The sequence below is a fragment of the Bacillus sp. LLTC93 genome, from assembly GCF_002993125.1.
Lineage (GTDB): Bacteria > Bacillota > Bacilli > Bacillales > Bacillaceae > Bacillus > Bacillus zhangzhouensis.
On sequence record NZ_PVME01000007.1, the window covers coordinates 77997 to 96700 of the forward strand.

At 42.7% G+C, this 18704-nt stretch carries 19 protein-coding genes; 16 read left to right on the forward strand and 3 right to left on the reverse strand.

From position 1 onward, the window contains the following. The first annotated feature begins 18 nt into the window (after nt 1–18). Nucleotides 19–948 carry a YegS/Rv2252/BmrU family lipid kinase gene (locus C6W18_RS17135; protein ID WP_034322471.1) on the forward strand — a complete coding sequence of 310 codons (930 nt, stop codon included), beginning with the start codon at nt 19–21 and terminating at the stop codon, nt 946–948. A gap of 285 nt (nt 949–1233) precedes the next feature. Further along, nucleotides 1234–2034, forward strand: a complete 801-nt coding sequence (locus C6W18_RS17145) for a phosphotransferase family protein (RefSeq protein ID WP_034322638.1) — start codon at nt 1234–1236, stop codon at nt 2032–2034. Here C6W18_RS17145 and C6W18_RS17150 read toward each other — a convergent pair. Continuing rightward, nucleotides 2031–2306 carry a YtzH-like family protein gene (locus tag C6W18_RS17150; RefSeq protein ID WP_034322465.1) on the reverse strand — a complete coding sequence of 92 codons (276 nt, stop codon included), beginning with the start codon at nt 2304–2306 and terminating at the stop codon, nt 2031–2033. The genes C6W18_RS17145 and C6W18_RS17150 overlap by 4 nt on opposite strands. Before the next feature lie 188 nt (nt 2307–2494). On the opposite strand from C6W18_RS17150, the gene trmB reads away from it, so the two are divergent. The 3 genes from trmB (at nt 2495) to C6W18_RS17165 (ending at nt 5873) form a co-directional block, all read left to right on the forward strand. Further along, nucleotides 2495–3136, forward strand: coding sequence for a tRNA (guanosine(46)-N7)-methyltransferase TrmB (gene trmB / locus C6W18_RS17155; protein WP_034322462.1), 642 nt, complete (start codon nt 2495–2497; stop codon nt 3134–3136). Between the two features lie 116 nt (nt 3137–3252). Continuing rightward, nucleotides 3253–4101: a YtnP family quorum-quenching lactonase gene (locus C6W18_RS17160; RefSeq protein ID WP_034322460.1), complete on the forward strand. Its 849-nt coding sequence runs from the start codon at nt 3253–3255 to the stop codon at nt 4099–4101. Between the two features lie 74 nt (nt 4102–4175). Then, complete coding sequence (locus tag C6W18_RS17165; protein ID WP_034322458.1) at nt 4176–5873, forward strand: NAD-dependent malic enzyme; 1698 nt, start codon at nt 4176–4178, stop codon at nt 5871–5873. 48 nt (nt 5874–5921) lie between these two features. On the opposite strand, the gene C6W18_RS17170 is transcribed toward C6W18_RS17165, so the two are convergent. Continuing rightward, nucleotides 5922–6236, reverse strand: coding sequence for a PepSY domain-containing protein (locus tag C6W18_RS17170; protein ID WP_034322455.1), 315 nt, complete (start codon nt 6234–6236; stop codon nt 5922–5924). 199 nt (nt 6237–6435) lie between these two features. Here C6W18_RS17170 and C6W18_RS17175 point away from each other — a divergent pair, with 199 nt between their 5' ends. Then, entirely contained in the window at nt 6436–7509 is a 1074-nt protein-coding gene (locus C6W18_RS17175; RefSeq protein ID WP_034322452.1) for a M42 family metallopeptidase, read from the forward strand. Nucleotides 7510–7758: 249 nt separating this feature from the next. Here the strand turns inward: C6W18_RS17175 and C6W18_RS17185 are convergent, their stop codons facing one another. Further along, nucleotides 7759–8205, reverse strand: a complete 447-nt coding sequence (locus C6W18_RS17185; RefSeq protein WP_034322451.1) for a YtoQ family protein — start codon at nt 8203–8205, stop codon at nt 7759–7761. 200 nt (nt 8206–8405) lie between these two features. Between C6W18_RS17185 and C6W18_RS17190 the strand changes: the two genes are divergently transcribed. From C6W18_RS17190 to C6W18_RS17235, 10 genes are all read left to right on the forward strand, one after another. Next, nucleotides 8406–9434, forward strand: a complete 1029-nt coding sequence (locus C6W18_RS17190) for a PTS sugar transporter subunit IIC (protein WP_105928352.1) — start codon at nt 8406–8408, stop codon at nt 9432–9434. After that, nucleotides 9421–9741 (forward strand): thioredoxin family protein, encoded by a 321-nt coding sequence (locus C6W18_RS17195; RefSeq protein WP_034322446.1) that lies wholly within the window; start codon nt 9421–9423, stop codon nt 9739–9741. Before C6W18_RS17190 ends, C6W18_RS17195 begins: the two co-directional genes overlap by 14 nt. A 20-nt stretch (nt 9742–9761) precedes the next feature. Beyond that, nucleotides 9762–10571, forward strand: a complete 810-nt coding sequence (locus tag C6W18_RS17200; protein ID WP_105928353.1) for a DUF1444 domain-containing protein — start codon at nt 9762–9764, stop codon at nt 10569–10571. 19 nt (nt 10572–10590) lie between these two features. Then, entirely contained in the window at nt 10591–11196 is a 606-nt protein-coding gene (gene ytpR, locus C6W18_RS17205; protein ID WP_034322440.1) for a YtpR family tRNA-binding protein, read from the forward strand. 198 nt (nt 11197–11394) lie between these two features. After that, on the forward strand, nt 11395–14148 hold the full coding sequence (locus tag C6W18_RS17210) for a DNA translocase FtsK (protein ID WP_105928354.1): 2754 nt from the start codon (nt 11395–11397) through the stop codon (nt 14146–14148). 301 nt (nt 14149–14449) lie between these two features. After that, the gene (gene murC / locus C6W18_RS17215; RefSeq protein ID WP_034322432.1) at nt 14450–15748 is read left to right on the forward strand and encodes a UDP-N-acetylmuramate--L-alanine ligase; all 1299 of its coding nucleotides are present in this window, start codon (nt 14450–14452) and stop codon (nt 15746–15748) included. A 226-nt stretch (nt 15749–15974) separates the two neighbouring features. Beyond that, a complete protein-coding gene (locus C6W18_RS17220) occupies nt 15975–16394 on the forward strand; it encodes a DUF948 domain-containing protein (protein ID WP_024424855.1) in 420 nt (139 codons plus the stop codon). A 26-nt stretch (nt 16395–16420) separates the two neighbouring features. Further along, a complete protein-coding gene (locus C6W18_RS17225) occupies nt 16421–16891 on the forward strand; it encodes a YtxH domain-containing protein (protein WP_105928355.1) in 471 nt (156 codons plus the stop codon). 30 nt (nt 16892–16921) lie between these two features. Then, nucleotides 16922–17245 carry a bacillithiol system redox-active protein YtxJ gene (gene ytxJ, locus C6W18_RS17230; RefSeq protein WP_034322426.1) on the forward strand — a complete coding sequence of 108 codons (324 nt, stop codon included), beginning with the start codon at nt 16922–16924 and terminating at the stop codon, nt 17243–17245. Nucleotides 17246–17462: 217 nt separating this feature from the next. Next, nucleotides 17463–18539 carry a bifunctional 3-deoxy-7-phosphoheptulonate synthase/chorismate mutase gene (locus C6W18_RS17235; RefSeq protein ID WP_034322634.1) on the forward strand — a complete coding sequence of 359 codons (1077 nt, stop codon included), beginning with the start codon at nt 17463–17465 and terminating at the stop codon, nt 18537–18539. Nucleotides 18540–18704 lie beyond the last annotated feature (165 nt).

Below are 18704 nucleotides of genomic sequence, written 5' to 3' on the forward strand. Positions count from 1 at the left end.
CCTGAGTGGAGCTAATATATGAATGAATGGTACTTTATCGTCAATCCAGCAGCAGGACATGGAAAAGGACTCCGCATTTGGAGGAGCATAGAGAAAGAATTACAAAAGGTAGAGATCTCATACCGGTCGTTTCTCACTCAGCATGAAGGCCATGCAGAAGTATTGGCGAGACAGATTAGCGCTATGCAAGATGACAGGCTAAAGCGCCTGATCATTATTGGCGGTGACGGCACCATTCATGAAGTACTGAATGGCTTAAAAGAAATTGATCATGTGCAGCTGAGTTTTGTCCCCGCTGGCCACTGGAATGACGCAGCGAAGGGGCTCGGCATCCATCGTCATGATGTGTTAAAAGAAGTGAGAAAACAAAAGAGAATGCTCACCAAAACATTTTCTCTCGGTTCCTTTCAGGATCATGCAGAAAGCCCGCAATCTGTTCTCTTTCTCAATCATATTGGTGCTGGGTTTGACGCGCATGTCTTGAGGAAAACGGTGCATTTCAGAGGAAAAAAGTGGCTGAAGCGACTCAAACTTGGGTTTATCATCTACCCGCTGTCATTTCTCCATTCTTTATGGTCATTTAAGCCGTTCGATCTTGCTCTTTTTATTGAAAAGGAGAAGAAAGTCTTTCGCCAAGTGTGGTTTGTGATCGTATGCAATCATCCGTATTATGGCGGAGGGCTGGAAGCAGCGCCAGAAGCAAGTGCGAGGCAGCCAGGCTTTCAAACGATCGTAGTCACGGATTTGAATCCATTCAAAGTCCTCTTGTTTCTAAGTGCGATGGTGTTTCGAAAGCACCTGACGATGAAGGGAGTCACCCTGTTTCAGCATGAGGAAGCATACTTGGAGGCAGATGAAAAAATCTTATTTCACGCAGACGGTGAAGTGATCGGCGCAACCCCTGTCTTTGTGAAGGCTAGTGAACGAACCTTAAAATTACGTGCTTAAATGACTGCCGGCGTATGCGCCAGCAAAAGAATCATGAAAAAAGCCTTCCTTTTCATAAGGTTCTTGTCCTGATTTTTTAGTTTTGCTTGACGAGTATAAGAAGGTAGCGATAAAATCTATAGGACGGCTATTGTTTAGCATCTCATTCTCAATAGCTGTCCTTTTTGTTTTTATGATCATATAAATAAAAAAAGAAACAGCCAATTGACCTTCAATCGGCTGAATTTTGTCGACTAAAAAAGCATGATTTAAAATATTTTAAGAAATGATGGGTTGAAAATTGATATGAACTGGTTGGGACAAATATTAGGTAGCGAATGGCACATCTCTCCCGCTGGAGGCGCTACGGGAGATGCGTACTTCGCAACACACAATGACCAAAAGTTATTTTTAAAACGCAATACGTCACCGTTTCTTGCGGTTTTGTCAGCTGAAGGCATTGTGCCGAAGCTTGTCTGGACAAAACGGATGGAAAATGGGGATGTCATTACTGCGCAGCACTGGCTGAGCGGCAGGGAGCTGAAGCCAAAGGACATGAATGATCGTCCTGTTGCGGAGCAGCTCAGAAAAATTCATACATCTAAAGAGTTGCTCGATATGCTGAAACGATTAGAAAAGCACTCGCTTGACCCAGAATCCATTCTGATGCATCTCAAGCAGTCCATCTTAAAAGAGCAGATTGAATCACATGACATCTCGCGTGCTATCCAGTATTTAGAGAAGCATGTGGGGGCTGTCCATTTTGAGGATAAGGTCGTATGCCATTGTGACCTCAATCATAATAATTGGCTGCTGACAGATGAAAACCAGCTCTTTTTGATCGATTGGGATGGGGCAATGATTGCAGACCCTGCAATTGATCTTGGACCGCTTTTATATCATTATGTTGATGAAGAGAACTGGGAAAGCTGGCTCTCTATGTACGGCGCCCCGCTGACGGACAATTTGCGGAAACGCATGGCGTGGTACGTGCTCGCTGAAACCGTATCGTTTGTCGTTTGGCATAAAAGAAAAGGAAATGAAAAGGCGCAAAAAGAAGTGCAAGCGGAGCTAAACGCACTGCTAAAACGGTTAAACATCCATTAAGACAGTGGAATGTTTTCGACCCACTCAGACAGATGAGATTGATGCTCCTCGATATGTGCATCAATTGAGCTGACAGAGGTGCCCTTTTGGCTGTAATCATAAATATCTGTTAACAGCTGTCGAACATCAGCATCAAGATCCTCTTTCGCCAGCATTAATTGAATCACGCGTCCCACCTGTTCATATTCTGCAACAGTACCACAGCAATCCAGCTGGTGATCGGTTAAGATATCTTTGATTAATTGAAGCTGATGTTGGCGGTTTAATCCCATACATATGCTCCTTTCTTGCGTGTCGTTTATGTGGTTAAACTGTGCATCTAGCGCCCAATTTATACATGCGGCAGACCAGCTCAAATAGAGGCTGGTCTTTTTCATATGTGCATATGAGATGCTGTCTTGCGGGTCTTTATGTTTCATGGTATCTTGATAAAATGTAAAGAAAATAGAGGTGTATCAAATTGAGAATGCGACATAAACCATGGGCGGATGATTACTTAGCTGAAAATGCTCATATTGCTCTAGCAAACCCTGAACAGTATAAAGGGAAATGGCATGAGCTGTTTGGAAATGATCATCCAATCCATATTGAAGTTGGGACAGGAAAAGGGAGCTTTATTGCTGGAATGGGCAAGCTTCATCCTGATATCAACTATATTGGCATTGAATTATTTAAAAGTGTCATTGTGACAGCAGTAGATAAAATCAAAGAGACAGATGTTGATAACGTGAAGCTTTTGAACATCAACGCTGAGACACTGACAGATGTGTTTGCGGAAAATGAAATTGATCGAGTATATTTAAATTTCTCTGATCCGTGGCCTAAAGCAAGACACGAAAAGCGCAGATTGACCTTTAAAGCCTTTTTAGAGCGATATGAACATATTCTCCGTCCAGGCGGTGAATTACATTTCAAAACAGATAACCGCGGGTTATTTGAATATTCCTTAAAAAGCTTTTCTGCTTACGGACTGCTTTTAACGTATGTAAGCCTTGATTTACATGAGGATGATCTAGAAGGAAATGTGATGACCGAATATGAAGAGAAATTCTCTTCTATGGGACAACCCATCTATCGATCAGAAGTGAAATTCCCAGAATAACCTATGAATAAAGCTGGCTGCATTGGATCATTGCAGTCAGCTTTTTTTAATGAAAAGATTGGTGCATGCGATTTTTGGCTGTATTTGCTACGATAGAAAAAGGAGGGATGACAGCAATGGAGACAATGAAAATAGGCGAAATGGAACTGTTCTGGTTAAACGGGGGAGATACTCACATGGACGGCGGTGCGATGTTCGGTGTGGTGCCAAAGCCGTTATGGTCAAAAAAATATCCAGTAAACGATCGCAATCAAATTGAATTACGGTGTGATCCAATGCTTATCCGGTGGAATGGTCTTCATCTATTAGTGGATTCCGGCATCGGATCAGGGAAGCTGACGGATAAACAAAAACGCAATTACGGCGTGACAGAGGAGACCAAAATGGAAGAATCGCTTGCGGCTCTCGGTCTACGCCCATCAGACATTGATTACGTATTAATGACTCATCTGCACTTCGATCATGCCAGCGGGTTAACAAAACGTGAGGGCGATCAGCTCGTGTCTGTTTTTCAACAGGCAAAAATCATCACATCCAAAATCGAATGGGATGAAATGAGAGCGCCGAACATTCGCTCAAGAAATACATATTGGAAAGAAAACTGGGAGCCTGTAGCAGATCAAGTGGTCACATTTGAAGAAAGCATCGAAGTGACAAAAGGCATCGAGCTGCATCACACAGGCGGTCATAGCAATGGACACAGCATCTTAACGCTCACAAGTCAGGGAGAAACAGCGATTCATTTAGCTGATATCATGCCAACACACGCTCATAAAAATCCACTCTGGGTGCTGGCATATGACGATTATCCGATGACCTCGATTCCTGCTAAACAAAAGTGGCAAGCATTCGCAGAAGAACAAAATGCATGGTACTTGTTTTATCATGATGCCATTTACCGCGCTGTGAAGTGGGATGAAGACGGGCAAATCACACATGAAGTCAAAAGAGAAACAGGAAGATAAAAGATCATCTGTATGTTTTTTTCGCCTTTCACACAAAATAACGACAAAATGAACTTGTGAAAGGAAGAGTGCAGGTGAACCAATTTTATCGTGTACAGGGTGATGTCATCGAGACACCATTAAGAGGGATGGAAGTCATGTCTGTCCCTTATCTAAACAAAGGCGTTGCATTTACAAAGGAAGAACGGGAAGAGCTTGGTTTAAAGGGATTTCTCCCGCCTAAGGTTTTAACGTTAGAAGACCAGGCAAAGCGTGCATATGAGCAGTTCAAAGCACAGCCAGATGAGCTTGGGAAAAATGTCTATTTAACATCTCTTCATGACAGAAACGAAGTGCTCTTTTATAAATTATTAAATGAACATTTGGCTGAAATGCTTCCGATCGTATACACCCCGACCGTAGGAACGGCCATTCAGCGTTATAGCCATGAGTATAGAAAGCCCAGAGGACTTTATTTATCCATTGATGACCTAGAAGGTATGGAAGAGATTTTCGCTTCCTACGGTGTAGATGAATCGATTGATTTAATCGTGGCCACGGATGCAGAGGGCATATTAGGCATCGGAGACTGGGGCGTTGGCGGAATAGCGATTTCAGTTGGGAAATTGGCTGTCTATACAGCGGCAGCAGGTATTGACCCAAGCCGCGTGCTGGCAGTAGTGCTTGATGCCGGGACGAATCAAGAAAGTCTCTTGAATGATCCGCTTTATGTCGGAAATCAGCACTCTCGCGTTCGAGGCGAACGCTACGATCAGTTCATTGATCAATATGTAGAGCTTGCCCGTGCCACCTTTCCAAATGCGCTCCTTCACTGGGAAGACTTTGGTACAAAGAATGCCCGCGCCATTTTAGAAAAATATAAGGACCGTATTTGTACATTTAATGATGATATTCAAGGAACTGGAGCAGTTTCGCTTGCTGCGGTTTTGGCATGTGTAAAAGCATCGAAGGTCCCGCTGAAGGATCATCGAATTGTCATCTTTGGAGCGGGTACGGCAGGTATTGGCATAGCAGAGCAAATCCGTGATGCCATCGTAAGAGACGGTGTCAAAGAAGAGGAATCTTATGATCATTTCTGGTGTATTGATAAAACGGGATTACTGACAGATGATTCGGCCGACATTCAGCCATTCCAAAAGCCGTATGCAAGACGTTCTGACGAAGTAAAGGATTATGCCCGTAATGGTCCAAAGCATTCCATTGATTTGTTAGAGGTCGTCAAGCAGGCAAAACCAACCATTTTAATTGGTACCTCGACAGTAGGAGGGGCATTTACAGAGGAAATTGTGAAAGAAATGGCGTCACACGTCGAGCGCCCAGCGATTTTACCGATGTCTAATCCGACACCTCTTTCAGAAGCAAAGCCGGAGGATCTGATCGAGTGGACAGAAGGACGTGCGCTTGTGACAACGGGAAGTCCATTTGATCCCGTGGAATACAATGGGGTCACATATGAAATTGGGCAGGCAAATAATGCCCTTGTTTTTCCAGGTCTTGGTCTTGGAACGATTGTGTCTAAAGCCCGTCTGATGACAAATAGCATGTTTGTTGCGAGTGCTGAAGCCATTGCCAGCATGGTCAATGTCGGAAAACCTGGTGCGGCGATGCTGCCAAGTGTCGATCAGCTTCGAACGGTTTCAGCCACAGTGGCTGTCCGTGTGGCGCAAGCGGCGATTGACGAAGGGATTGCCGAAGAATCGCCAGATGATCTCATACAGACTGTGCAAGACGCCATGTGGCACCCTGTATACAAAAAAATCAAAGCCATATAAAATAAAAAAGAAGCTTCGCAAGGACACGCCTTTGCGAAGCTTTCTTTATCAAGCAACAGAATCAATGACATCAACGATCATGCCTGTTTTTGCATCAATCATGACTTCGTACTGTTCAAGCTCGCCAAAGGCAGAGCGTGTAATGCCAGATTTGTACACATCAACTGTTTCACCATTTACGGTATACGGCTCTGGTACCGTATAGATCCAAGAGCCATCGATCGGACCGCGCTGTTTAAAAGCAGATTTCACAATTTTTAACGCTTTTTCAGACGAGATATACGTAGGGAAAAATACTTTCTTTGCAATCATTGCAGCGGCTACGCCAATACTCGCACCAATCAGAACATGTTTTAACTTCAACGTGCTGCACCTCCGTATTGCTGTTTTTTCCATTATACAAAACTTGTCCATTGATGTTAAGAAATCCGAATACTTGAGAGCATATTCAAAATTTCTGGACAGATACTTGGAAAACCGAAAGAATTCTTATAGTATAAAGTGAGTGTTATTTTTATAGGAATATATATGGTCATTACATAGAAACGAGGTAAATCGTAGAATGAACGAAGAAACATTGTCGCTTTTCCGAAATTTAACAGAATTACAAGGAACTCCAGGTAATGAGCACCATGTGCGTGCTTTTATGAAAAAGGAACTTGAGAAATATTCCGATGAACTCATTCAGGATCGTCTTGGCGGAGTGTTTGGCGTACGTAAGGGTCCAGAAAAGGCACCAAACATCATGGTGGCTGGTCATATGGATGAAGTGGGCTTCATGGTATCATCGATTACGAAAAACGGGATGATTCGTTTTCAAACACTTGGTGGCTGGTGGAGTCAAGTCATGCTGGCTCAGCGTGTGGATGTTCATACCGATCATGGGCCAATTCCTGGTGTCGTGTCTAGTACACCTCCTCACCTTCTGACACCAGAACAAAAAAGCAAACCTGTGAAGCCGTCAGATATGCTGATTGATATTGGTGCAGATAGCGAAGAAGAGGCAAAAGAGCTTGGCATTCGCCCAGGACAGCAAATCGTCCCTGCAACGGTCTTTACCCCAATGGCGAATCCAAAAAAGATCTTAGCAAAGGCTTGGGATAACCGCTATGGCTGCGGACTTGCAATTGAATTATTAAAAGAATTAAAAGACGAAACCCTTTCATGTCAGCTGTATTCAGGTGCAACAGTTCAGGAAGAAGTAGGGCTTAGAGGTGCAGAAGTAGCAGCCAATATGATTCAGCCGGACCTATTCTTTGCTTTAGATGCGAGTCCTGCAAATGATGTAACGGGTGACAAAACACAATTCGGCCAGCTTGGAAAAGGTGCACTTCTTCGTATTTTTGATCGAACGATGATTACGCACCGTGGCATGAGAGACTTTGTGCTCGATACGGCTGAAACAAATAACATTCCATACCAATACTTCGTATCACCAGGTGGTACTGATGCTGGACGTGTTCATATTTCGAATAAAGGTGTGCCATCTGCAGTTATTGGCGTTTGTGCGCGCTATATTCATACAAGTCATTCTGTCTTACATGTGGATGATTACGCTGCGGCAAAAGAGCTAATTGTTCGTCTTGTTAAAAGCTGTGATCAAAGCACGGTGGATTCTATTTATCAACAGGTGTAAACGTCATAGAAAAGGCTGCCTCTTCAATGAGGGCAGCCTTCAGCGTGTAGACAAACCCTCGCATTCTTTGTCAGTCCTGCGTGCCGATGCTCACGAATGTCAAATTCGCTCCGCTCCGGTACTCGTCCTTCCTAGACTGCAAAGGTTTTCTATCACGCTGAAAAGGAGACAAAGGGCTAAAATAAAGGTCATTTTAGCCCTTTGTCAACAGTGTAAAGGCTGCCTCTTCAATGAAGGCAGCCTTCTTTCTTATTGCTGTTCAAACACGTAAGATAACGCCTTGATCGCTTGATTCACTGTTTCCACAGTGATATTTGCTTTGTTTGATAGTTCCTTTAATGGATGGTGTAGTTCCTTTGGACGGATCAAAATAAGAGGTTTTCCTTTGGCGATGGCAGAAGATGCATCCATTGCAGTGTTCCACTGTTTATATTTCTCTCCGAAGCGTGCAATGACAACATCTGCTTTATTCAATAAAATCTCAGTGCGGAAATTGTTCAAATCAGAAGCAGCATCGTCTTTTAAAATGGCATTTGGTTGCTCGCCTAAAATGTCTTCACCAATGTTGTCCGAGCGGTCATGATTCTCCATTGGACCAACAAATGTCACAGGTAACTTCAAAGATTGGCTTTTCTCCTTGATTTCATCACGCCACTGGCTATGAATTTCTCCAGCTAAATAGACGATTAATTGCATAACGATCTCCTCCTTGTGCACAAACTTAGTAAAGGTTTGCCCTGTTTCTTTTCATGTTACACAAGAAGTGCTTGATAAAGCAAAAAAAATATGATTATGATATTCATGGTAGAGACTATTTTTCATCGTAAGAATACTACATATAATGGGAAGGACAGGCCTCTTCGTCTTTCCTATGAGAAAGCGGGAAGACGACGTTGATGACTTATTTGAAAAGAAAGGGTATTTCCTTTTCGCCAAAGGTGTATTTCATTGATGCACTCTCTTATATGGCTTTAGGTCTATTTGCAACATTAGTGGTAGGGCTTATCTTAAAAACAGCAGGCGGCCTGTTATCACTTCCACTCATTATCAAAATGGGAACACTCGCCATGGGGCTTATGGGACCAGCGATCGGCGTAGCGGTTGCGTATCGCTTAAATGCATCTCCTCTGATCATTTTTGCAAGTGTGGTCTCAGGTGCCGCAGGAGCAGAGCTTGGAGGACCTGCTGGAAGCTTTGTGGCAGCATTAATTGGTGTAGAATTAGCTAAACTTGTTAGTGGAGAGACAAGAATTGATATTATCCTAACGCCGCTTGTCACCATTATGACGGGCTTTTTCACCGCCGCTTTGATCGGGCCTGGGATTGAAGGTATGATGACAGGTCTAGGCAGGCTCATCATGTGGGGAACAGACCAAAGTCCGCTGATCATGGGTATGCTAGTGGCGACCATTGTTGGACTTGCCCTCAGCTCACCGATCTCTAGTGCTGCGCTTGCGCTGATGCTTGATTTAAGCGGGACAGCGGCGGGTGCTGCAACGATCGGCTGCTGCGCTCAAATGGTTGGCTTTGCCGCTGCAGGCTTTAGAGAAAATCGCTTTGGCGGTCTTGCGGCTGTCGGCATTGGGACGTCAAAACTGCAGCTGCCGAATATTGTGAAAAACCCCCTCATCCTTATTCCGCCGACGATTGCGGGCCTTATTCTTGCGCCAATTGGTATTATTGGCTTTGGGATGGTCAATAATGCGGCAGGGGCGGGTATGGGAACGAGCGGTCTTGTTGGACAACTGATGACGCTGACAGTCATGGGGTTTCATCCATCCGTACTACTCGCGATTGCTCTCTTGCATATTGTTGGTCCGGCAGTGATTAGTTTGGTAGTATCAGAATGGATGAGAAAGAAAGGCTATATACAATTCGGAGATTTAACCATACAAACTGGAGGAATGAAACATGAAAAAAATTGAATCAAACGAAGAATTACAAAAAGTAATTCAACAAGACTTAACGGTATTACTATTCTCAGCTGACTGGTGCCCTGACTGTACATTTATTGAACCATTCTTACCAGAACTTGAAGCAAACTACCCAGAATTTGAATACTTCTATGTCGATAGAGATCAGTTCATTGACACTTGTGCAGAGTGGGAAATTTACGGCATTCCAAGCTTTTTAGTCTTTAAAAACGGACAAGAGATCAACCGCTTTGTCAGCAAAGATCGTAAGACGAAGGAAGAGATTGAAGCATTTTTAACAGATTCTCTTTCTAAATAACGAAAGGAGAGTCTAAAACCATGGCAAAAATGACATCAAGACAGCTTGCGAACGAACTCAAAAGCCGTCTGACGAGTGACAGCTGGTCACACCAGTTTGACCGGGAAAAAGATACGCTACGTATCGAAGATAAACAAACAGGTAAGGGCATCACGCTTGAGCTTCCACCAATTATTGCGAAGTGGGAAGTAAAGCCTGATGAAACACTGGATGAGATCGTTTACTATGTGAAAGAGGCGCTAAGCGCGATGAAAGGCGAAGCGCAGCACATATCTGGTAAAGAAAAGCAAATCTATCCGGTCATTCGTTCAACTTCCTTTCCTGAGACATCAAGTGACGAGATTCCGCTTGTTTTTGATGAGCATACAGCTGAAACAAGAATCTACTATGCGCTTGACCTTGGAAGTACCTACAGATTAATTGATGAAAAGATGCTTCAAAAGGAAAATTGGACAAAAGAGCGAATCAGGGAAACCGCAAGCTTTAACGTCCGCTCACTTGAAACCGTGGTGAAAATGGATGAAGTCGCAGGCAATCGTTTTTATTTCTTCCGTGCGAACGACGGATATGATGCAAGCAGACTTTTAAATGAATCGATTTTACAAGAATACGCGCAAAAAATAGAGGGGCAGATGGCCATATCTGTTCCCCATCAAGATGTATTCATCATTGCAGATATTCGCAATGATTCAGGCTACGATATTTTAGGGCAAATGTCGATGAGCTTCTTCGCTAGCGGGACGGTTCCAATTACTGCATTGTCATTTTTATATGATGAGGGCAAGCTCGAACCAATCTTTATTCTTGCGAAAAGCAGACCAAAACAGTAGTAGAAGGGAATTTTGAAGAATGAATGCTTTTTATAATGCAGAAGGTGTAGGAGACACACTTCTTATTTCATTGAAAGATGTGACAAGAGAAGAAGTAGGTCATGAAACGTTTGGGGATGTTGTAAGAATCTTCAATCAAGAGACAAAAGAAACAACAGGCTTTAATATCTTCAACGCATCCACTTACATGAAAATTGAAGAAAACGGATCTGTACCGCTTTCTGAAACGCTTGTTCAAGATATCAATGAAATTTTAAACCGCAACGGTGTCAGTGAAACGTTGACTGTCGATCTATCGCCAAAATTTGTTGTCGGCTATGTGAAAGAAAAGGAAAAGCATCCTAATGCAGATAAATTAAACATTTGCCAAGTAGATGTTGGCGAAGAAACATTACAAATCGTGTGCGGTGCACCAAACGTCGATCAAGGTCAATATGTCGTTGTTGCCAAGGTCGGTGCAGTGATGCCAAGCGGTTTGATCATCAAAGATGCTGAACTAAGAGGTGTGCCATCAAGCGGAATGATTTGTTCAGCAAAAGAATTAGATCTTCCGGATGCGCCTGCTGAAAAAGGGATCCTTGTTCTAGAAGGAAGCCACCAGGCTGGCGAACCCTTTGAAGCTTAACCTCCCATAAACGGGCACTGATGAGCGAAGAATGTGTTATACGAAAAGTCACTAAGTACGTACTTAGTGACTTTTTTTCATCTACATACAGCCTGAACAGCAAAAGCGGCACTTTTCTCGCTTTTCTGCATGAAAAAGCAGTGGTATACTAAAAATCGCCCAAGAAAACGTAAGGGGAGTTAAAGTGAGTGATAAACGATGAGTTGGATAGATAAATTTTTTAGTGTGTTTTTAGGAGATGAAAAGAAAGAAGAAGCTGAGAGACCGCATGAAGGTCCGGCTGCGCCAAAGCAGGCAGCTTTTGAACAGCATAAAGAATATAAAAAAATGGAAGATACGAAAGTCTATTATGAATATCCGAAAGGCAACTTCCGCTTTCCTCTTGTTCCAGATGAACCCGCTCGTGACGGAGTGAAGCAGCAGGAGAGAAGGCACACGAGACCCAGTCAGCCAAAGGCAAAGCAGACGACCTATCAGCCAAAACAAACGTTGCAGCCTGATATAAATAAAAAACCATTCAAAACAGAGCAAATCCCTTCGCCGATCTATGGCTATCATCAGGATATGCGTCCAAAACGAAAAGAAGGCAAAGAAGAAGCACCCTCTGTTCAAATGAAGGCCACAGAAGAAACAGCACAGCGTGTTACTTTGTTATCAGAAGAGGCAGAGCGTGAACGGAATGTGAGACAGCAAATGAACATCCCGTCTATAAGGAAAGAAAATCGCATGGCAGAAGCTGCTTCAGCTCCTGCAGAAGAGACAGCGGATATGCAAACAGGTGCGACGCCTCTTACATTGCAAGAGGAACTCGCCTATCAGGATCACGTTCAGTCGACGATGGAGCGCTTAAATGACGAATCTTTTATCCAAGCAGAGGAAAGGGATCAAGCCTTTTCACAGCCAGAAGACCATCACGAAGCTGTTTTACATAAGCAGCAAGCCTCAACATACCAAGACGAGCCGGTAGAGCCTGAGCCGGAACAGGTCGTCTCAGGCGATCAAGAAGAAAGAAAAGACGAGCCGACCGATCAGCTTGAAGACCATGCTGAGGAAATAGAAACATTGACATTCGAAACAGCTGAAGACTCACAACCAGCAATTGAAATGGAAATAGATAGCCAAGTAGAAGAAGTGGCGGTGACAGAAGCCATCACACCAGAAGCCAGGGAAGAAGCAGAGACTGATTCCATAGAAGAAAGACAAGCAGACGTGCTAGCAGCAGAATTTGAAGAAGCAGAAGCTGAGCCAGTGATCAAACATGACCTACAAGACGATCAATCTACGGAAGAGCCTGAAATCGTAGATGAGCAAGTCATGCCAGCAGAATCAGTAACAGATGAACGGACTGTCTCTGAGTCAGCAGAAACCTTCATGGATCAGAAAGAGCAGCGGGAACAAACGCTTGAAGTGAAGCGACAAGAACCAAAACAGACAACTCCGCAGCCAAAGCGTTCAAGCGGTCAAACCTCAACGGTTCCTTTTAACGTCATGATGTTAAAAAGTGACCAGCGCGTGCAAGGACAGAAGAAAACGTCTGATGCACAAGGATATGTTTTTCCAAGCTTAGCCCTTCTAGATGTACCTCCGGCTCAAAAAGAAGAGGACGGGGCATGGGTGAAAGAGCGGGCAGACCTGCTCAATGCAACGCTTAAAAATTTCAATGTAAGAGCAAATGTGGTCCATGTCACGCAGGGCCCTTCTGTCACAAGATTTGAAGTACATCCTGAACCAGGCGTCAAAGTGAACAAAATCACGAACCTGTCAGATGATATTAAACTCAGTTTGTCCGCAAAGGATATTCGAATCGAAGCACCGATCCCAGGAAAGAACACGATCGGAATCGAAGTGCCGAACCTGCACAGTAAAATGGTGTTCTTAAGAGAAATGATCAGAAGCAGTGCATTTAGAGACAATCCATCTCCTTTAACGGCAGCGCTCGGATTAGATATCTCAGGTCAGCCCGTCGTGGTTGATTTGCAAAAAATGCCGCACGGCTTAATTGCTGGAGCAACAGGTTCGGGAAAAAGTGTCTGCATTAATACCATTTTAGTAAGCTTGATGTTTAAAGCCTCACCAGATGAAGTGAAAATGCTCTTAATCGACCCTAAAATGGTTGAATTAGCGCCGTATAATCACATTCCACATCTCGTGAGTCCTGTTATTACTGATGCCAAGACAGCGACAGCTGCCCTGAAATGGGTAGTCGATGAAATGGAAAGACGCTATGAACTGTTTGCTCACTCTGGTGTGAGAGAAATTAAACGATTCAATGAACTTGTGAAAGAAAAACAAATGGGTGAAAAACTTCCGTATCTCGTCGTTGTCATCGATGAGCTGGCTGATTTAATGATGGTCGCACCAAATGAAGTCGAAGAAAGCATTTGCCGGATTGCACAAAAAGCAAGAGCGTGTGGTATTCATTTACTGATTGCGACTCAAAGACCATCCGTTGATGTCATCACAGGTCTCATTAAAGCCAATATCCCAACAAGAATTGCTTTCTCTGTCTCAAGTCAGGTAGATTCTAGAACCATTATTGACATGGCAGGTGCAGAAAAGCTTCTCGGAAAAGGAGACATGCTCTTCTTAGAAAATGGCTCCGGCAAGCCGACAAGGCTGCAAGGGAACTTTGTATCAGACCGCGAGATCGATCAAGTGGTGGCACATGTGAGGAAACAACGCAAGCCTGTGTTTCTTTTCGAACAGGAGGAATTAATGCTTCAAGGCTCTGCGATTACAGACGAAGACGAATTGTTTATGGATGCCTGCCGATTTGCAATCGAGCAAAATAGTGCGAGTACATCCAGCCTGCAAAGAAGATTTAGAATTGGCTACAATCGTGCAGCCAGATTGATCGACATGATGGAACGTGAAGGCATGATCTCTGGGGCGAAAGGCAGTAAGCCAAGAGAAGTCCTCATGACACTCAGTGATCTAGAACAATTGATCTAAACAAACCACTTCATTTTTTTGATAAACATGGTATGATAGCACATAGGTGCAATTTTGTAATTGGACACTTTTTGCGTGCCTGTCTGAACGCTTTTTATGTAAAATGAGCTGAAACAGGTGTTAGAAATGGGAAAGTTGTCGGATACTAATCATAGTTAATATTGATTAGAATAGGAAGATCGGAAAAAATCTTTATTTGGAGCTGCGATCTGTGATCTGCTAGAGACGAAAATCACAAGTTGCAAATTGAAATGAGCGTCATATACTGTAAGTCAGATAGACGTTTGTTGGAGGTACAATTATGACTGTTTATCATTTTGTTGGAATAAAAGGGACAGGTATGAGTCCACTGGCCCAAATTCTTCATGATACTGGGTATACTGTCCAAGGATCGGATATCGAAAAGCATATCTTTACACAAAAAGCATTAGAAGAACGAAACATTAAAATTCTTCCATTTGACCCAGATAATATTCAGCCGGGGATGACGGTCATTGCAGGAAATGCATTTCCTGATACACACCCTGAGATTGAACGTGCTCTTTCTGAAGGGATTCCTGTGATTCGTTACCATAAATTCCTTGGAGAATACATGGATTCATTCACAAACGTTGCGATTACTGGTGCTCATGGTAAAACATCTACAACAGGACTGCTTGCTCATGTGATGCAATCAGCAAAGCCAACTTCGTACTTAATCGGTGATGGATCTGGAATGGGGAAAGAAAACAGCGAGTATTTTGTATTTGAAGCATGCGAATACCGTAGACATTTCCTCAGCTATCATCCAGACTATGCGATCATGACCAATATTGATTTTGATCACCCTGATTATTTCTCGGACATTGATGACGTGTTTGATGCGTTTCAAAACATGGCGCTTCAAGTGAAAAAAGCCATTATCGCTTGCGGAGACGATGAGCATCTGCTCAAGATTCAAGCGAAAGTACCTGTTGTGTACTACGGATTCAATGAAGAAAATGATTTCCAAGCACGTAATGTTGTGAAAAATACGGAAGGCACCACATTTGATGTATTTGTACGCAATACGTTTTATGATACCTTCTACATTCCTGCATATGGAAATCATAATGTCCTCAACTCGTTAGCAGTGATTGCTTTATGTCATTATGAAGCCATTGATGTCGATTTGATCAAAGGTGCATTAACAACATTTGGCGGTGTGAAACGACGCTTTAATGAAAAAGTAGTAGGTGAACAAGTCTTAATTGACGATTATGCACATCACCCAACTGAAATTGAGGTCACCATTGAAGCGGCACGTCAAAAATATCCAGACCGTGATATTGTCGCTGTTTTCCAGCCGCATACCTTCACACGGACACAGCAATTCTTAACTGAATTCGCTGATAGTCTCAAGAAAGCTGATTATGTGTATCTTTGTGATATCTTTGGTTCAGCTCGTGAAAACATTGGAAAATTAAGCATCGAAGATTTACGCGGAAAAATTCCGCAAGCCCAGTTGATTGATGAAGAAGAGACATCTGTGTTGAAAGCGCACGAGGATGCAATTTTGATCTTTATGGGAGCCGGAGACATTCAAAAATATTTACGTGCTTATGAGAAAGTTGCTGTATAAATGTAAAGATCGTAAAAGTGCCGTTTTCAATCGGCACTTTTTTATGTTGAATAAAATGTGACAAAGGGGCTAAATGTGTCAAGAACTGCTGCTTTTTTTCATTCGCTGTGGACAGGAATTAGCCAATAAGTGTAGAATTATTAATCAATCGGTCATTCTAGCGATGTTTGAATGATACAACGAGAGGGTATTGAATTGAATATGCCCGCAACAAAGGAGGTATCAGATGATTATTATTCTATATCTAAGCGTTGCACTAATCGCAATTGCTTTCCTCATTCTTGTCATCTATTTGTCTAAAACATTAAAATCCTTACAGCTGACATTAAAGAATGTCGCATCAACTTTAGAAGGTCTTGAAGGACAGATGCAAGGTATTACCACAGAGACAGCACAGTTGCTACATAAGACGAATCAGCTTGCTGAAGATATTCAAGACAAATCGGCAAAACTCAACACAGTTGTGGATGCGGTGCAGGGAATTGGCGGCTCGATCAACCAATTTAATACAAGCATAAAGCAGGCAGCTGGAGCAGTTTCTTCTTCCGTTGAAAGAAACCAAGAAAAAGTCACGGATGTTGTAAGCTGGAGTAATGCAGCACTTGAAATTTATAAAAAATGGAAACAACGTAAACACCAAAAATAAACCATTTTCGCATAGGAGGAATAATCATGAGCAAAGACGGAATCAATAGCAAAGACTTTTTGATCGGAACACTTATTGGTGGCATAGTTGGTGCAACAACAGCTTTATTCTTAGCACCGAAGTCAGGGAAAGAGCTTCGCGATGATTTGAACAACCAAGCGAATGCTTTAAAAGACAAAACAGATCGACTCACAACAGATGCAAAGGAAAAAGGCACTGAATATGTAACGATTGCGAAAGATAAAACGTCTGAATTGTCTCAGCTGGTGGCAGAGCAGTCAAACCAGATTTTAGACAAAGTCAAAGACATAAAAGAGCGTGCAGCTGGAAAAGCTAATCAAGTGAAAAGTGAAGCAAAAGATGCTGCAGCTGATCTTGCGAGCGAAGCGTCAGATGTAGCAGACGAAGCAAAAGTAAGAGCACAAGAAGCAAAATCAGAAATTGAAGACGGCATCAAAGATGTCAAAGAAAAAGTAGAACAATCTACTAAAGGCTAAATCGCTGCTTAAGTTAGGAAGGAGCACATCATGTCAAAGCAACTCATCGAAACAGAAGAACAGTTTGATCAACTAATGAATCAAGACGGAACCTTTGTCTTTTTTAAGCACAGTTTGACATGTCCAATCAGCCAAGCTGCTTTTCAAGAGTTTGAAGCATTTGCGTCTGCACATAAAGACGTGCCTACTTATTTCTTGCAAATTCAAAACACAAGAGAGCTTTCATCCTATGTGGCTGAAAAGTCGGAAGTAAAGCACGAAAGTCCCCAGGCATTCGTCTTTAGCGGTGGAAAAGTAAAATGGCATGCATCTCACTCAAGCATTACAAAAGAAGCGCTTGAACATAATATGTAGAAAAAGCGTCAGCAACTGCTGGCGTTTTTTTTATAAAAAAAGGTTTACTCGAACCAAAAGTATGCTATAATCTTACATACAATACTTTATCGCTTAAAAGCGTTTGGGTAATAAAGAATTTTTTCGTGACAATTCCGAAATCTTTGTTTATAATAAACCCTATCCTGAGAGAATGAAAAAATAAAAAGCGAGAGCAGGCAGAGGAAGGATGACAAAAATGAGCAACAATGAACTAGAACAATTGAGACAGCAAGCAGATGAACTAAATCTTCAAATCTTAAAACTGATCAATGAAAGAGGAAACATTGTAAAAGAAATTGGTAAGGCAAAAGAAGCGCAAGGTGTCAACCGTTATGATCCTGTCAGAGAGCGCACAATGCTAAACCAAATTCTTGAAGAAAATGATGGCCCATTTGAAAATTCAACGGTTCAACATATTTTCAAAGAAATTTTCAAAGCAGGTCTAGAGCTTCAAGAAGATGACCACAGCAAAGCACTTCTAGTTTCTCGTAAGAAAAAACCTGAAAATACAATCGTGAATATCAATGGAGAAGCAATCGGTGATGGAAAACAGCGTTTCATCGTTGGACCATGTGCCGTTGAAAGCTACGAGCAAGTAGCAGAAGTAGCAGCAGCAGCGAAACAGCAAGGGATTAAACTTCTTCGTGGTGGGGCATTTAAGCCTCGCACAAGTCCTTACGACTTCCAAGGACTTGGCGTAGACGGTCTAAAGATTCTAAAGCGTGTAGCTGACGAATACGGTCTTGCTGTCATTAGTGAAATCGTAAACCCTGCTCATATTGAAGAAGCGATCGAGCATATTGATGTGATTCAAATTGGTGCACGTAACATGCAAAACTTCGAGCTCTTAAAAGAAGCCGGATCTGTGAAGAAACCAGTTCTTTTAAAACGCGGTCTAGCAGCGACCATTTCCGAATTCATCAATGCAGCTGAATACATCATCGCACAAGGAAATGACCAAATCATCCTTTGCGAGCGCGGGATCCGCACATACGAAACAGCGACAAGAAACACATTAGATATCTCTGCTGTGCCAATCTTAAAACAAGAGACTCATTTACCAGTATTCGTTGATGTGACGCACTCAACTGGACGTAGAGATCTTCTTCTTCCGACAGCTAAAGCAGCTCTTGCCATTGGAGCGGACGGTGTTATGGCAGAAGTGCATCCAGACCCATCTGTTGCGTTATCTGATTCAGCGCAGCAAATGGACATTCCTCAATTCGAAAAATGGTTAGAAGCCTTAAGACCACTTGTAAACATTCACGCATAACACAATAGGCAGAAAAGCCGCCGGATAACAGCCCGGCGGCTTTTTTATGGAAAAAACACAATAGAATTGGAAATGAAAGGTAGGGGACACATTGCAAGCTTAAAAAGGGCTTGTTCACAATGTTTTCATTTTTAAAATTCAATAGAATCTGCTAAGATCATTGTC

Excerpts from the sequence above, each read along its gene's own strand:
- C6W18_RS17135 (WP_034322471.1), top strand. The coding sequence starts at position 19 with ATGAATGAATGGTACTTTATCGTCAATCCAGCAGCAGGACATGGAAAA.
- C6W18_RS17145 (WP_034322638.1), top strand. The coding sequence starts at position 1,234 with ATGAACTGGTTGGGACAAATATTAGGTAGCGAATGGCACATCTCTCCC.
- C6W18_RS17150 (WP_034322465.1), bottom strand. The coding sequence starts at position 2,306 with ATGGGATTAAACCGCCAACATCAGCTTCAATTAATCAAAGATATCTTA.
- C6W18_RS17160 (WP_034322460.1), top strand. The coding sequence starts at position 3,253 with ATGGAGACAATGAAAATAGGCGAAATGGAACTGTTCTGGTTAAACGGG.
- C6W18_RS17175 (WP_034322452.1), top strand. The coding sequence starts at position 6,436 with ATGAACGAAGAAACATTGTCGCTTTTCCGAAATTTAACAGAATTACAA.
- C6W18_RS17185 (WP_034322451.1), bottom strand. The coding sequence starts at position 8,205 with ATGCAATTAATCGTCTATTTAGCTGGAGAAATTCATAGCCAGTGGCGT.
- C6W18_RS17190 (WP_105928352.1), top strand. The coding sequence starts at position 8,406 with ATGACTTATTTGAAAAGAAAGGGTATTTCCTTTTCGCCAAAGGTGTAT.
- C6W18_RS17195 (WP_034322446.1), top strand. The coding sequence starts at position 9,421 with ATGAAAAAAATTGAATCAAACGAAGAATTACAAAAAGTAATTCAACAA.
- C6W18_RS17200 (WP_105928353.1), top strand. The coding sequence starts at position 9,762 with ATGGCAAAAATGACATCAAGACAGCTTGCGAACGAACTCAAAAGCCGT.
- ytpR (WP_034322440.1), top strand. The coding sequence starts at position 10,591 with ATGAATGCTTTTTATAATGCAGAAGGTGTAGGAGACACACTTCTTATT.
- C6W18_RS17210 (WP_105928354.1), top strand. The coding sequence starts at position 11,395 with ATGAGTTGGATAGATAAATTTTTTAGTGTGTTTTTAGGAGATGAAAAG.
- murC (WP_034322432.1), top strand. The coding sequence starts at position 14,450 with ATGACTGTTTATCATTTTGTTGGAATAAAAGGGACAGGTATGAGTCCA.
- C6W18_RS17220 (WP_024424855.1), top strand. The coding sequence starts at position 15,975 with ATGATTATTATTCTATATCTAAGCGTTGCACTAATCGCAATTGCTTTC.
- C6W18_RS17225 (WP_105928355.1), top strand. The coding sequence starts at position 16,421 with ATGAGCAAAGACGGAATCAATAGCAAAGACTTTTTGATCGGAACACTT.
- ytxJ (WP_034322426.1), top strand. The coding sequence starts at position 16,922 with ATGTCAAAGCAACTCATCGAAACAGAAGAACAGTTTGATCAACTAATG.
- C6W18_RS17235 (WP_034322634.1), top strand. The coding sequence starts at position 17,463 with ATGAGCAACAATGAACTAGAACAATTGAGACAGCAAGCAGATGAACTA.